This window comes from Ruminococcus sp. RTP21484sp1_RTP21281st1_A8_RTP21281_210402 (assembly GCF_040914025.1).
Classification (GTDB): domain Bacteria; phylum Bacillota; class Clostridia; order Lachnospirales; family Lachnospiraceae; genus Blautia_A; species Blautia_A faecis.
In genome coordinates this window covers 14455-27972 of sequence record NZ_JBCPGE010000056.1, presented here as the reverse complement: position 1 = coordinate 27972, position 13518 = coordinate 14455, and the positions used below count along the sequence as shown (strand labels likewise).

The 13518-nt window shown below is 42.5% G+C and carries 16 protein-coding genes; 4 read left to right on the top strand and 12 right to left on the bottom strand.

Annotation, left to right across the window (positions count from 1 at the left end):
• The 4 genes from AB5170_RS19605 to AB5170_RS19590 all read right to left on the bottom strand — a co-directional run.
• A partial coding sequence (locus AB5170_RS19605; protein WP_368365141.1) for a response regulator occupies positions 1–267 on the bottom strand: 267 nt, incomplete at its 3' end.
• A 13-nt stretch (positions 268–280) separates the two neighbouring features.
• Positions 281–1117 carry a helix-hairpin-helix domain-containing protein gene (locus AB5170_RS19600; RefSeq protein ID WP_368361576.1) on the bottom strand — a complete coding sequence of 279 codons (837 nt, stop codon included), beginning with the start codon at positions 1115–1117 and terminating at the stop codon, positions 281–283.
• Between the two features lie 126 nt (positions 1118–1243).
• Complete coding sequence (locus AB5170_RS19595) at positions 1244–1678, bottom strand: DMT family transporter (protein WP_173769620.1); 435 nt, start codon at positions 1676–1678, stop codon at positions 1244–1246.
• Complete coding sequence (locus AB5170_RS19590) at positions 1660–1833, bottom strand: DUF6783 domain-containing protein (RefSeq protein WP_308768404.1); 174 nt, start codon at positions 1831–1833, stop codon at positions 1660–1662. The genes AB5170_RS19595 and AB5170_RS19590 overlap by 19 nt, the downstream gene beginning before the upstream one ends.
• Here AB5170_RS19590 and AB5170_RS19585 point away from each other — a divergent pair.
• The gene (locus AB5170_RS19585; RefSeq protein ID WP_308768403.1) at positions 1753–2034 is read left to right on the top strand and encodes a DUF6783 domain-containing protein; all 282 of its coding nucleotides are present in this window, start codon (positions 1753–1755) and stop codon (positions 2032–2034) included. The two genes, AB5170_RS19590 and AB5170_RS19585, sit on opposite strands and share 81 nt — an antisense overlap.
• Here AB5170_RS19585 and AB5170_RS19580 read toward each other — a convergent pair.
• Both AB5170_RS19580 and AB5170_RS19575 read right to left on the bottom strand, forming a co-directional pair.
• A complete protein-coding gene (locus AB5170_RS19580) occupies positions 2003–2806 on the bottom strand; it encodes a DUF3169 family protein (protein WP_173716155.1) in 804 nt (267 codons plus the stop codon). The two genes, AB5170_RS19585 and AB5170_RS19580, sit on opposite strands and share 32 nt — an antisense overlap.
• Positions 2799–3008, bottom strand: coding sequence for a helix-turn-helix transcriptional regulator (locus tag AB5170_RS19575; RefSeq protein WP_330382771.1), 210 nt, complete (start codon positions 3006–3008; stop codon positions 2799–2801). The genes AB5170_RS19580 and AB5170_RS19575 overlap by 8 nt, the downstream gene beginning before the upstream one ends.
• Before the next feature lie 341 nt (positions 3009–3349).
• On the opposite strand from AB5170_RS19575, the gene AB5170_RS19570 reads away from it, so the two are divergent.
• On the top strand, positions 3350–3679 hold the full coding sequence (locus AB5170_RS19570; RefSeq protein ID WP_118579740.1) for a DUF1292 domain-containing protein: 330 nt from the start codon (positions 3350–3352) through the stop codon (positions 3677–3679).
• A gap of 204 nt (positions 3680–3883) precedes the next feature.
• On the opposite strand, the gene AB5170_RS19565 is transcribed toward AB5170_RS19570, so the two are convergent.
• From AB5170_RS19565 to argC, 4 genes are all read right to left on the bottom strand, one after another.
• Entirely contained in the window at positions 3884–5074 is a 1191-nt protein-coding gene (locus tag AB5170_RS19565) for an aspartate aminotransferase family protein (RefSeq protein WP_368361575.1), read from the bottom strand.
• Positions 5061–5957: an acetylglutamate kinase gene (gene argB / locus AB5170_RS19560; RefSeq protein WP_173769618.1), complete on the bottom strand. Its 897-nt coding sequence runs from the start codon at positions 5955–5957 to the stop codon at positions 5061–5063. The genes AB5170_RS19565 and argB overlap by 14 nt, the downstream gene beginning before the upstream one ends.
• A 109-nt stretch (positions 5958–6066) precedes the next feature.
• Positions 6067–7290 carry a bifunctional glutamate N-acetyltransferase/amino-acid acetyltransferase ArgJ gene (argJ, locus tag AB5170_RS19555; RefSeq protein ID WP_173769617.1) on the bottom strand — a complete coding sequence of 408 codons (1224 nt, stop codon included), beginning with the start codon at positions 7288–7290 and terminating at the stop codon, positions 6067–6069.
• Positions 7291–7390: 100 nt separating this feature from the next.
• Positions 7391–8431 (bottom strand): N-acetyl-gamma-glutamyl-phosphate reductase, encoded by a 1041-nt coding sequence (gene argC, locus AB5170_RS19550; protein ID WP_148461744.1) that lies wholly within the window; start codon positions 8429–8431, stop codon positions 7391–7393.
• Positions 8432–8877: 446 nt separating this feature from the next.
• Here argC and AB5170_RS19545 point away from each other — a divergent pair, with 446 nt between their 5' ends.
• Positions 8878–10113, top strand: a complete 1236-nt coding sequence (locus tag AB5170_RS19545) for an argininosuccinate synthase (protein ID WP_173716156.1) — start codon at positions 8878–8880, stop codon at positions 10111–10113.
• A 142-nt stretch (positions 10114–10255) separates the two neighbouring features.
• On the opposite strand, the gene AB5170_RS19540 is transcribed toward AB5170_RS19545, so the two are convergent.
• Together AB5170_RS19540 and AB5170_RS19535 are read right to left on the bottom strand one after the other, a co-directional pair.
• Positions 10256–11416, bottom strand: a complete 1161-nt coding sequence (locus tag AB5170_RS19540; protein ID WP_368361574.1) for an AI-2E family transporter — start codon at positions 11414–11416, stop codon at positions 10256–10258.
• A 236-nt stretch (positions 11417–11652) separates the two neighbouring features.
• A complete protein-coding gene (locus tag AB5170_RS19535) occupies positions 11653–11733 on the bottom strand; it encodes a DUF6783 domain-containing protein (protein ID WP_368072561.1) in 81 nt (26 codons plus the stop codon).
• A gap of 49 nt (positions 11734–11782) precedes the next feature.
• Here AB5170_RS19535 and ilvB point away from each other — a divergent pair, with 49 nt between their 5' ends.
• On the top strand, positions 11783–13501 hold the full coding sequence (ilvB, locus tag AB5170_RS19530; RefSeq protein WP_187566215.1) for a biosynthetic-type acetolactate synthase large subunit: 1719 nt from the start codon (positions 11783–11785) through the stop codon (positions 13499–13501).
• The last annotated feature ends 17 nt before the right edge of the window (positions 13502–13518 follow it).

Below are 13518 nucleotides of genomic sequence, written 5' to 3'. Positions count from 1 at the left end.
GATCTTATCCATATCCTCACCTTTCGCTGTAAGCATTACAATAGGAACATTTGAAAATTCCCTGATCTGCTGGCATACTTCAAAGCCATCCATCTTGGGAAGCATAAGATCCAGGAGAATAATGTCATATTTCTTCTCTTTGGCCATCTCCAGGGCTTCTTCTCCATCGTAGGCACAATCCACATCCATTCCATCCTGTTCCAGACTGAAACGGATACCCTTTACTATCAGTTTCTCATCATCTACTACCAAAACTTTCCTGCTCATTTAAGAATCTCCCTTATCCAGTTGATATCTTGTCTTTTATCTTTGAAAAGGTACCTTCCTTGATACCTTCTACATTCATAATCTCTTCTATAGAAGCAAAGTCTCCATGCTCCTCTCTGTATGCAATAATGGCTTCTGCCTTTGACTGCCCGATTCCGCTTAATGTGGAAAGCTGCCCGGCATCTGCAGTATTCAGATTAATTCGCGGATCATCGCCTGCGCCATCTCCGAAACTTCCTGTATCTCTTTCAACAGTTCCCGATGGATTTTCCACTGAGCTGCCTTGAATTTCTTCCAATCCTGAACTTCCAGACTTGTCACCATCGTTCAATGCCTCTGGCACTTTCGCCATAGCGAGTTCCAGCTCCTCAGACACTTCTTTCTCAGTAGGCACATAAATCTGCTGCCCATCTCCAATGCTTCTGGCTCTGTTCAGATAATTTATGGCTGCCTCTGGCAAATATCCTCCAGCTGCATCAACAGCCTGGAAAATACGCGCTCCTTCATCCAGCTCATAAACGCCTGGATTTACAACGGCTCCACATACATCAACGAATATTTTCTGTGGAATTGGCGTTTCTGGTGGCAAATCCAAAGCTGAATTTTCTGTATTTCCCTCTGATCCAGCATCTGAAACAGCAGACTGTTTTTCGGGATTTTCCCCTGCCGCCACGTTACTCTCATACGCAGTGCTCTCTTCTCCGGCTTTTCTATTCGAGTTCTCTTCATCTGAATCCAACTCTTCCAGAAAAACCTCTTCCCGACGTGCGCAGCCTGTCATTGCAGACGCCGTCCAGAGAAAGAACAAAACTGTCCAGATTCCACATCTGTATTTCATTTTTCTTCCCATGCAGGTTCCCCTTTCGCTTTATGCGCAGGTTCCCCTCCACTCATGCTTTACCTAATCTATTTTAACGAAACTTTACATTTTTTACAATACCATTTCTAAATTTTATCAGTCTTTTATCTATTTACCTTATTTCTCCCATTTAAATATGACAATTCCTACAATAGCCACAGCCATACCGATCAGTTTCCGCCATTGAAAATCCACTTTTTCTACACCAAACAGACCAAATAATTCAATTACATAGGCAACTGCAAGCTGGGAAATTACAATCAGCATAGCAGCCTTTGCAGGACCTAAACTTCCCATGCTTTGAATGACAGTTATGGTAATAAATGCTCCGATAATACCGCCAAGTAAAGTATATTTATTCTCCACCTGCCACAACGCGCCAATACTATCCCTCCCGGTAAAAATCCACGCCAACACACAGACCAAAAACGCAGAAAACTGTACCCAGCCGGTGGATACCCACAAGCTGGTCTGCTTAGTCATCTCTGTGTTAAAAACGCCCTGAATACTCATCAATGCACCAGATATCAACGCTACAAGAAATCCCCACATACAATACCTCCATAAACTATCCTATACTTCCAGATTCTTTCTCTAGAGCGTGTTTGAAAAAGGCTTTCTGCAAGGTGTGCGTCACAATTTGTGGGAGATTTCGCCCGGATGAGGGCGCCGTAGCGGGCTACGGCAACCGAATTCGAGTGAAATATACCGCAAAGTGGGGCGTGCAGATTGCAGGAATGATTTTTCAAACACGCTCTAAGCCAATCAATGTTCTGACAGCCTCCAAAAGGATACTCCCTTTCCCGGGAAGAAAAGGAGGTGCACTTGCAGCAGGCACCTCCATAATAGTATTATATGTATTTTTCAAAGATTCATTCACTTCGCAAGTTTTTCGCTTTTTTTCGTAACGCAGCACCGGCAGTAATTAGACGCCGATAAGATCCAGAGAAAAGCAGGAATGATAATAGCAAGAACGCCCGTATTCCATACCATATGAAGCAGCATGGCTACCAATGTGCAAAAAGGAAGTACCTTTCCAGTCAGCAGATAAGTCTTATAGCTTGCTTCGTAAATTTCTTCCTTCTCTGCTTCGTCACAGCTTGCAAGCCACTGCTCCTGAAAGTTTATAGAAGTAGGATCACCTTTCTTATCCGGATAAATTCTCTGAACCAGCTTTATATAGCGAATCTGCCACATACCAAAATATCCAACCATTCCCACAAACACAACCAGTCCTGCTAAGAACATCCATATCTCACCGTCACTCTGGCTCTCAATATATTTCATAGAGTATCCTGGTGAAATAAGCAGCATCATAAGAACAGTTCCCACTGTACTCGCAATCATCCCCCAGCTGGAGGACACTTCAATATGATACTGCAATTCATGATATTCTTCATCCTCTGCATCCTGTATCTGGCTTCCCATTCTCTTCATCTTTCCAAAATGAATCTCACAGATCATAATACAGATCGCACCGCAGATACATTCCAGCAGCACTGTATGATCACGTACAGCCAAAAGAAATGCATTCATCCCATGCCCAATAGCTGCTATAGAATTCTCCCCAGTGTATGATGTAACAAAGCCAAAAATTCCTCCAACAACACCACCAGCCAGCATAATCAGTACCATTTTTAAATAGGAATTCATTTTCTTCTTAGATTTTCCCTTATTCATCTTCTCCATCCTCCGTATAAGTAAAAATATCTTCCACTGTCACCTGACAGATCTTCGCCAGCTTCAAAGCCAGCGTCACTGAAGGTGAATAGTCTCCCCTCTCAATCAGGCTGATCGTCTGTCTGGACACACCAGCCAGTTTCCCCATGTCCGCCTGATTGATTCCAAGCCTGGCACGATATTCCTTCAATCGATTCTCCAGCGCCATTTCAAAGGCTCCTTTCTCATTCGTAGTGTATTCATTTTTTTGAAATGACTTATTTCATTGTCATTATGACAAGTCTATTTGTCATTCCTTGTATTTGCATAATATCATTGACAACTTTACTTGTCAACAGGTTTTTTATATTTTCCCAAAACAACCTTGCAATCCTGTTATATCTCTACTGAAAACCGCTTTTCCAGTCTTTCTTCTGACATTATGCAAAAATATTTTCGAAATTTTCTATATTTTCCATCTATTCAACAGCTCTCACAATTGATATAATATTTTCAACAAATATGACAGCCGGGCTGGCATGTCAACTTAAAAGGAGAATCACAATGGCAGACGAAAAGAACATTGGTACCCCAGCAGAAGAGGAAATCGAGATCATCACCCTCACCGACGAAAACGGGGAAGACATGGATTTTGAGTTCCTGGATCTTGTTGAGTATGAAGGAAAGCGCTACGCAGTTCTTCTCCCACCTGTAGAGGACGTGGAAGGTGAGGACGAGAACGAAGATGAAGAAGTACTGATTCTTCAGGTTGAGGACGACGGAAATGAAGAAAACGAGAGCTATGTTTTCGTTGATGACGATGACATTCTCACCGCTGTTTTTGACATTTTCAAAGAGAAATTTAAAGACGAATTCGACTTCGCAGAAGAGTAAATTTTGCAAAAAATATTCTTCTAAGATAGAAAAAGGTACCTCGATCAACTTCAGGGTACCTTTTTTCTATCGTTTCATTCTCTTTTACGTTTCAAGGCTAGAGCGTGTTTGAAAAAGGCTCTAGATTACAACTTTTTCAGAGAATCATTTTACCTAAATATTCAGCTTCCAATCGGGACTTTCATAGTAAACTCCAGACCTGATTTACGCCAGACACTCATCCAGAATCTCCGCCATTTCATCAATATCCGCCTTGGTAATCACAAGCGGAGGCACAATACGAAGCACGTCGCTTCCTGCAGAAATAACCAGCAGTTTCTTCTCCAGAGCCTTCTTAACAATCTCTCCTACAGGTCGTCCTGCAATGACGATTCCCTGCATGAATCCCATACCTCTTCTTGCTGCAGCACACTCATGTTTTTCCACAAGTTCATCCAGTTTTTTCTCAAGATATGGGGTTAATTCCTGTACGTGAGTAAGAATCATATCCTTCTCATAAATGTCAAAAACTTTGCTTACAGCAGCACATACAAACGGATTTCCTCCATAGGTTGTACCATGATCTCCCGGCTTCAGGGAAGCCTGTGCAACCTTCTTACTCAGTACAAATGCACCTACAGGAACACCGCATCCAAGCGCTTTTGCACAGGTCATAATATCCGGCTGTACACCGTATGCCTGCCATGCAAAATAATATCCGGAACGTCCCATTCCGCACTGGATTTCATCCAGAATAAGGAGAATATCTTTCTCATCACACAGTGCGCGAACGCCCTCCAGAAACTCTCTTTCCGCTGGATAAATACCGCCTTCTCCCTGTACAGTCTCCATAATAATTGCACATGTTTTATCTGTAACCTGGGCTTTTACACTCTCAAGATCATTGAAATCAGCAAATTTCACACCACCCATGAGCGGCTCAAAAGGCTCACGGTAATGTGCATTTCCAGTGACAGAAAGTGCTCCAATAGATCTGCCATGGAAAGAATGATTCATGGCAATGATCTCATGATCTGCATGTCCGTCACGTTCATAAGCATACTTTTTCGCAGCCTTTAATGCACCTTCAATAGCCTCTGTACCACTGTTTGTAAAGAAAGCCTTATCCATGCGGCTTGCATTTACCAGCTTTGCACCAGCTTCAATAATCGGCTCATTGTAATACAAATTGGAAATATGAGTCAGCTTATTAATCTGTTCTTTCAGCGCTTCATCATATCCAGGATAATGATATCCAAGCGAATTTACAGCAATTCCTGCTGCGAAATCCAGATATTTGGAGCCTTCAGAATCAAAAAGATGCACACCCTCTCCACGTTCAAAAACAACTGGAAAACGATTATATGTATGAAGAATACTGGACTCCGCTTCTTCCATCTGATTATTCATGTTCATGGTAATATTTCTCTCCATCCTCTCTTAAAATAGCAGTTCCGATACCCTTGTTTGTAAAGATTTCCAACAGTAAACTATGAGGAATTCTTCCATCAAGAATATGAACCCGGTTAACACCATGCTCAATTGCTTCAATGCAGTTATTCAGCTTCGGAATCATTCCGCCGCCAACATATCCATCCTCGATCAGCTTTCTGGCATCCTGAATATGAAGCTCCGAAATCAGGGATGACGGATCATCTTTATCTTTATAAACGCCCTCAATGTCAGAAAGAAATGCAAGCTTCTCGGCATGTACAGCCTCTGCAATTGCGCAGGCTGCATCATCTGCATTGATGTTATAGCTGTCATAATTATCATCAAATCCGATTGGAAAAACAATCGGAAGAAAATCCTTTTCTAACAGGTCATAAAGGATTTTCGGGTTTACTTCTGTAATATCCCCTACAAATCCAATATCCTCTCCATTGGAATATTTCTTCTTACATTTCAGCAATCCACCGTCTTTTCCACTGATACCAACAGCCTGTACGCCAAGAGATTCCACATAGGAAACAAGTTCTTTGTTTACTTTGGCAAGGACCATTTCTGCTATTTCCATTGTCTGGGAATCTGTTACCCGAAGACCATTGATAAACTTAGCCTCCATACCTACTTTTCCAACCCATTTGCTGATTTCCTTGCCGCCACCGTGTACGATAATTGGCTTAAATCCAACCAGTTTCAGGAGAACTGCATCCTTAATTACATTCGCCTTCAATTTTTCATCCAGCATAGCACTTCCGCCATACTTTATTACAACAATTTTACGGTTAAAACGCTGTATGTAAGGAAGCGCCTCAATCAGTACCTCTGCCTTATCAAGATATTTCTGATTTACCATTTTTTCTCTTAACCTTTCTTTCCTATATCTTTATGTTACAAAAGTCCTACAACTGCATGCCTTTCAGTCTTCCTCTGGCATCTAATTTACACACTCTCAGGCTTTAATATCAAGAACGATAATCTGCATTAATTTTCACATAATCATAAGTAAGATCACAGCCCCATGCAGTTGCTTTCGCGTCACCCATCTTCACATCTGCAATAGCCGTCACCTCGTCCTCAGACAGGATTCTGGTTGCTTCTGCTTCATCATATCCTGTTGAAACACCGTTCTCAATAATCTTTAATTTTCCCGCACGGCTCTCAAAATAAAGGTCAACTTTTTCCGGATCAAACTGCACTCCTGAATATCCCATAGCACACAAAATCCTTCCCCAGTTTGCATCGTGGCCATAAATTGCAGCCTTTGTAAGAGAAGAAGTTACTACGGATTTGCTAAGCGTAACTGCATCTTCTTTTGTCTTAGCGCCCACAATTTTCACTTCAAAAAGTGCAGTCGCGCCCTCTCCGTCACCTGCAATTTTCTTTGACAAACAGGTATTAATATAATTCAAAGCCTCCATAAATTTATCAAAATCAGCACCCTCTTCTGTGATCTCAAAATTGCCTGCCATGCCATTTGCAAGGAGAAGAACAGTGTCATTTGTGGAAGTATCACCATCTACAGAAACCATATTAAAAGTATCTTTAATATTAGCACTTAGTGCTTTTTGAAGCATTTCTTTGGAAATTGCAGCATCTGTTGTGACAAATCCAAGCATGGTACACATATTAGGATGGATCATTCCGGATCCCTTGCACATACCGCCAACTGTTACTGTTTTTCCACCAATTTCGATCTGTACAGCAACCTCTTTTTTTACGGTATCTGTAGTCATAATAGCCTTGGCTGCCTCTGTTCCGGCCTCTAAAGAACCGTCAAGCTTCGGAGCCATAGCCTTTACACCATTTACAATTCTGTCAATCGGAATCTGCATTCCAATCACGCCTGTAGATGCAACCAGCACGCTATCTGCCGGGATTCCAAGTATCTCAGACGCTGCATCAGCAGTCGCCTTACAATAGCCATATCCTTCTGCTCCGGTACATGCATTTGCAATACCGCTGTTGCAGATCACAGCCTGTGCAGATGGGTGATTATAGATCACATTCTGATCCCATTTTACCGGAGCTGCCTTCACCACATTTGTTGTAAAAGTACCAGCCGCAACACATGGAACTTCACTGTAAACCATGGCCATATCTGTACGGCCTTTGTATTTAATTTCTGCTGCTGCCGCTGCTGCTTTAAACCCCTTTGCTGCGGTAACACCACCTGTAATTATTTCCATATTGATACTCCTCCTTTGCCCGATCAGGCAAATTATATGTTTATTTTTTGATGTAACTCAGTCCTGAAACCATGCCCGGAGCCTGTCTCCAATTTCACTTTTACGGATACATCGGAACCTGTAATAATCCTTCCGCTTCATCAAACCCAAACATCAGATTCATATTCTGAACTGCCTGTCCGGCAGCACCTTTTACCAGGTTGTCAATAGCTCCCATCATGATGATTCTGTGGGTTCTCGGATCGATCTTGAAGTTCACATCCACGTAATTACTGCCCTCTACCCACTTTGTCTGCGGACACACATCCTTATCCAGAACCCTCACAAATGTCTCATTCTCATAACATGCATCATAAGCAGCTTTTACTTCTTCGTAGGTCACATCCTTTGTCAGGGAAGCGTATGCTGTAACCAGAATGCCTCTGTTCATTGGAACAAGATGCGGGGTAAAATTAATGGTCACTTCCTGTCCGCAGGCATATCCTAACTGGTCTTCGATCTCTGGTGTATGTCTGTGTGTAGCAACACCGTAAGCCTTGATATTTTCATTTACTTCACAATAAAGATTATCAACCTTAGCCCCTCTTCCAGCACCCGTTGTTCCGGATTTAGCATCAATAATAATCGTGTTCGGATCAATCATTCCGGCCTTTAACAATGGGTAAATAGAAAGTGTAGAACAAGTTGGATAGCATCCCGGATTCGCGATCAGACGGGCTTTTTTGATGTCCTCGCGGTTAATCTCACATAATCCGTACACAGCTTCATCAATAAACTGAGGGGATTTGTGCTCAATTCCGTACCATTTTTCATATTTCTTCACATCTTTAATACGGAAGTCTGCACTTAAATCAATTACTTTCGCTCTGGAAAGGATTCCCTCATTTACAAGAGAAGCACACAGCCCCTGCGGTGTTGCAGTGAAAATCACATCAACCTCATCTGCCAGAGCTTCCATGTTATCGTCCATACATTTTGCATCTACCAGCTTAAAAAAGTTCTGATAAATTCCTGCATATTTTTTATCAATGTAGCTTCTTGATCCATACCATGCTACTTCCACATTTTTATGTCCCAGAAGGAGACGTACAATTTCATTTCCCGCATAACCGGTTGCTCCAATAATTCCAGCTTTTATCATTTTAGTGTCCTCCATTATTATGGTGTCAAAAGCATGCTTTTTCAAACAGGCTCTAGAACTCATACTTGTTACTCTGTTCACTGGCAACAATGTCCGTTTTGTGAACGGAGTGAACAGTAACATGTGCTTTATAAACAATGATGAATGAATTATACATCTTCTTTGCATATTATGCAATAGTCATTTTTTCCTTATTTTCCATTCAATCTATCTTTTTTTGTGCATTTCAACGCGTATTTACCTATTATATGATGCATTTTTATGCAAAGTTTTTATAAATTTTTTTCAAATTTACTATTGCATATTTATGAGTATTGTTGTATATTATTTTTTGTGAATAACGTACAGAACGTAAGAGCCGTTATCGCGATGAATATTTATTCAAAATTTAATATGCTTTATAACCCTATCTGTTTCAGAGGGATAAAAGAAAAGAGGTAAATATTATGAAAGAAAAAGTTGTACTTGCATATTCAGGCGGACTTGATACCACAGCATTGATTCCGTGGCTGAAAGAAACATTTGATTATGATGTTGTCTGCTGCTGCGTTAACTGCGGACAGGGAAATGAGCTGGACGGACTTGAGGAAAGAGCAAAGCTTTCCGGAGCTTCCAAATTATATATTGAGGATATCGTAGATGACTTCTGCGACAACTATATTATGCCATGTGTTGAGGCAGGTGCTGTATACGAACACAAATATCTTCTTGGTACTTCCATGGCACGTCCTGCTATTGCCAAGAAACTGGTTGAGATCGCAAGAAAAGAGAACGCAGTTGCAATCTGTCACGGCGCAACTGGTAAAGGAAATGACCAGATCCGTTTCGAGCTTGGAATCAAAGCTCTTGCACCAGACATCAAAATCATTGCTCCATGGCGTATGACTGACGTTTGGACCATGCAGTCCCGTGAAGACGAGATCGCGTTCTGCCAGGCTCATGGTATCAACCTTCCATTCGATGCAAAACACAGCTACAGCCGTGACCGTAACCTGTGGCACATCAGCCATGAGGGACTTGAGCTTGAGGATCCGGCGCAGGCTCCAAACTATGATGATATGTTAGTACTCAGCGTAACACCTAAGAAAGCTCCGGATAAAGAGACCGAAATCACCATGACATTTGAGGCAGGTGTTCCAAAGACCTTAAATGGAAAGGCAATGAAAGTTTCCGAGATCATCACAGAGCTGAATAAGCTTGGCGGCGAGAACGGAATCGGCATTATCGATATCGTTGAGAACCGTGTTGTAGGTATGAAATCCCGTGGTGTTTACGAGACTCCTGGTGGAACAATCCTTATGGAAGCACATGAACAGCTTGAGGAACTGATCCTTGATCGTGAAACTCTGGAAACCAAGAAGAAACTTGGCAGCCAGCTGGCTCAGGTTGTTTACGAAGGAAAATGGTTCACACCACTTCGTGAGGCAATCCAGGCATTCGTAGAGTCCACACAGAAATATGTAACTGGTGAAGTAAAATTCAAACTTTATAAAGGCAACATCATCAAAGCCGGAACCACTTCTCCATACAGCCTTTACAATGAATCTCTTGCTTCCTTCACAACAGGTGATATGTACGATCACCATGATGCAGACGGATTCATCACTCTGTTCGGTCTGCCGCTGAAAGTTCGTGCAATGAAGCTTGCAGAAGTAGAAAGTCAGAAACAGACCAACGACTGATCTTCATAAAAATAAGCAAAAAATATCTCCGGAAGTTCTTAATCCTCCCGGAGATGTTTTTTTGCAGCTTTTTTGTTTTATGTAAACCAATTATTTTCCAGCGCTTATTTTATTTAGCATCCAGCGCTCATTAAAAATTTTCTCAACTGATTTTTACCTTCTTCTGCTCCAGCCTCTCAGACACCCATTCCTTAAACAATGTATAAATTACAGACACCAACGGAATAAAAATCAGCATTCCCACAATTCCCATAAGATTTCCGCCCAGAGTCACTGCAACCAGTACCCAGATTGCCGGCAGTCCCACAGAGTTTCCAACTACGTGAGGATAGATCAGATTTCCCTCAATCTGCTGCAGGATCAAGAACAATATAAGAAATGCCAAAGCTTTCAGAGGACTTACCATCAAAATCAGGAAAAATCCCACCCAGCATCCAATAATTCCGCCAAACACAGGAATCAGCGCCGTAAAACTGATCAGCACTCCGATCAGCATTGCATATGGAAATCTTCCGATCGTCATGGAAACAAAGAACATGCTTCCCAGGATCACCGCCTCTATGCACTGCCCGGTAATAAAGCTTGAAAACACCTTACTTGCCAGTGTACAAACATGTCCCAGATATTCCACTGTTTTCACAGGTAAGATCGCATAAGCCGCTTTCAGGACCTGCCTGCCCAGCTTCTCTTTCTGAAGGAGCACATAACAGGAAAACACAAAACCAATTGCAAAATTCATAGCCATACTCACCAGTCCCATAGTCACGGTAATAGTGGAAGATACCAGATTGTCCGCCCCACTTCTCAAAACGCTCACAATAGAATCAATAATTTTCTGCGGATCAATTTCTATGGTAGATGCCCATTTCACAATTTCAGAATCACTCTGGAAGGTATCTGTCAGCCATTTCTGAACTAACGGAATATCTTCTTCCACCTTTTTCACAACATTTACCAGAGTTCTTCCAAGCTCCGGTGCCACAATCAGTACTACAACGAGAATCGCCATCACCACCAGAACAATGGAAAAGATCAGACTAACCGGTCTTGCAAATTTTGCTGCTGCGCGTCCCTTCCTGTCTTCTTTTTCCTTTGCTTTTCCAAAAACATGTCGCTCAATAAATGCCATAGGTACATTCAGCACAAACGCCATAGCTCCACCCAACACAAATGGCAGAAGAAGTCCCCACACAATTTTCACATACTTCAGCACCACATCCAGATTCTGCACTCCCAGATACAGAAGCACTGAAAAAGCGATCAGCCACCTTATCTTTTTCATATTTTCCTTATTTAGTTCCACTATTTTCAACCTCCTCCTTTCTTTCTCAGTACACTTTTGTTCTGCATATCTTACCACAAAATCCACTTTTTGACCAGTTATCCCTTTCTTTTTCCCACCTCTTTTAATTCAACGTGTTACTCCAGTAACACGCTTCGCGATGCAAAAGAATCATGCTTTGCATGATTTCGCGCCGCAATTCTCTGGTTTTCTGTGAACTTTATTGACACTTTTCCACGTTAACGCTATAATATTGATTAAATATCGTTTGCTCTAGAGCGTGTTTGAAAAAGGCTTTCTGCAAGATGTGCGTCACAACTTGTGGGAGATTTTTTTATAATTATATTGTGGGGTTTTTCCCCGGCGAAAAGGAGGTATCTTCACTAAATGAAACAGATATCAGGCAATAAGCTGCTGGTAAAAGCACTGAAAGAAGAAGGTGTTGAGTACGTTTTCGGTTATCCCGGAGCATGTACCATTGATATCAGCGATGAATTATACAAACAGGATGATGTCACCGTAATCCTTCCACGTCACGAGCAGGCACTGGTTCACGCAGCCGATGCTTACGCACGTACCACTGGAAAAGTTGGCGTATGTCTTGTAACAAGCGGTCCTGGTGCTACCAACCTTGTCACAGGCCTTGCTACAGCCAATTACGACAGCGTTCCTCTGGTGTGCTTCACCGGTCAGGTAGCACGTCATCTGATTGGAAACGATGCATTCCAGGAAGTTGATATTGTAGGAATTACCCGCAGTATTACCAAGTATGGAGTCACTGTACGCAACCGTGAAGATCTTGGACGTATCATCAAGGAAGCCTTCTATATTGCACGTACCGGACGCCCTGGACCGGTTCTCATTGACCTGCCCAAGGATGTAATGGCTGAACTGGGCAGTGCAGAATATCCAAAGAGCGTAAATATCCGCGGCTACAAGCCAAACACCAGTGTCCACATCGGACAGCTGAAACGTGCGATCAAAACACTTTCCAAGGCAAAGAAGCCTCTCTTCCTGGCAGGCGGCGGAATCAATATTTCCCATGCCAATAAGGTATTCCAGGAAGTAGTGGAAAAGACCGGTGTTCCGGTTGTAACTACTATTATGGGACGAGGTGCAATCCCTACCAACCATCCGCTTTTTATCGGAAACCTTGGCATGCACGGTGCCTATGCAGCCAATATGGCTGTAAGCAACTGTGACGTACTTTTTTCCATTGGAACACGTTTTAACGACCGAATCACAGGAAAGCTTCATGAATTTGCCCCTAATGCCCAGATTATCCATATTGACATTGACACGGCCTCTATTTCCAGAAACATCCAGGTAGATATTCCAATCGTTGCAGATGCAAAAGATGCCCTTGCAAAAATGTCCGAATACGTTTCCGACTATGCCAGCAAAAAATGGAACAGTGAGATAAACAGCTGGAAGCAGGAACATCCTCTTGTAATGCGTCCAAATGACAGATTAAGTCCGGTTGACATCATTAACCAGATCAACTGCCAGTTTGAAGAAGCCATCATTGTCACGGATGTCGGACAACACCAGATGCTGGTTTCCCAGTATGCTGAGATCACACCAGGCAAACAGCTTGTTATGTCCGGAGGACTTGGCACCATGGGATACGGTTTTCCCGGTGGTGTAGGCGCAAAGATCGGTAATCCGGACAAACCGGTTATTGTTATTTCCGGCGACGGTGGAATGCAGATGAATATTCAGGAATTTGCCACAGCTGTTCTGGAAGAGCTTCCACTGATCCTTTGTGTATTTAATAACGAATATCTTGGTATGGTTCGTCAGTGGCAGAAGCTTTTCTATGGCAAACGCTACAGCATGACCAATCTTCGCTCCGGTGCCCTTTCCCGCCGTACAAATGGCGAGGAATACCCGAAATATACACCGGATTTTGTAAAGCTGGCAGAAAGCTACGGTGCCAAAGGGATCCGGGTTTTCAATAAAAATGAGGTTGCCGCAGCCTTTGAAGAAGCAAAGAAAAATACCAAAGTTCCGACTCTGATCGAGTTCATCATTGATCCTGAAGAAATGGTTTATCCGATGGTAAAGCCTGGCGGAACACTGGAAGATTTAATTATGGATTGTTAATTAACAGGAGGTTTATC

Bases quoted from the DNA above. Each gene is read 5' to 3' on its own strand.
- AB5170_RS19580 (WP_173716155.1), bottom strand. From the start codon at position 2,806: ATGAATAAGGGAAAATCTAAGAAGAAAATGAATTCCTATTTAAAAATG.
- argJ (WP_173769617.1), bottom strand. From the start codon at position 7,290: ATGGAAATAATTACAGGTGGTGTTACCGCAGCAAAGGGGTTTAAAGCA.
- ilvB (WP_187566215.1), top strand. From the start codon at position 11,783: ATGAAACAGATATCAGGCAATAAGCTGCTGGTAAAAGCACTGAAAGAA.
- AB5170_RS19545 (WP_173716156.1), top strand. From the start codon at position 8,878: ATGAAAGAAAAAGTTGTACTTGCATATTCAGGCGGACTTGATACCACA.
- AB5170_RS19600 (WP_368361576.1), bottom strand. From the start codon at position 1,117: ATGGGAAGAAAAATGAAATACAGATGTGGAATCTGGACAGTTTTGTTC.
- AB5170_RS19595 (WP_173769620.1), bottom strand. From the start codon at position 1,678: ATGTGGGGATTTCTTGTAGCGTTGATATCTGGTGCATTGATGAGTATT.
- AB5170_RS19565 (WP_368361575.1), bottom strand. From the start codon at position 5,074: ATGAACATGAATAATCAGATGGAAGAAGCGGAGTCCAGTATTCTTCAT.
- argB (WP_173769618.1), bottom strand. From the start codon at position 5,957: ATGGTAAATCAGAAATATCTTGATAAGGCAGAGGTACTGATTGAGGCG.
- argC (WP_148461744.1), bottom strand. From the start codon at position 8,431: ATGATAAAAGCTGGAATTATTGGAGCAACCGGTTATGCGGGAAATGAA.
- AB5170_RS19570 (WP_118579740.1), top strand. From the start codon at position 3,350: ATGGCAGACGAAAAGAACATTGGTACCCCAGCAGAAGAGGAAATCGAG.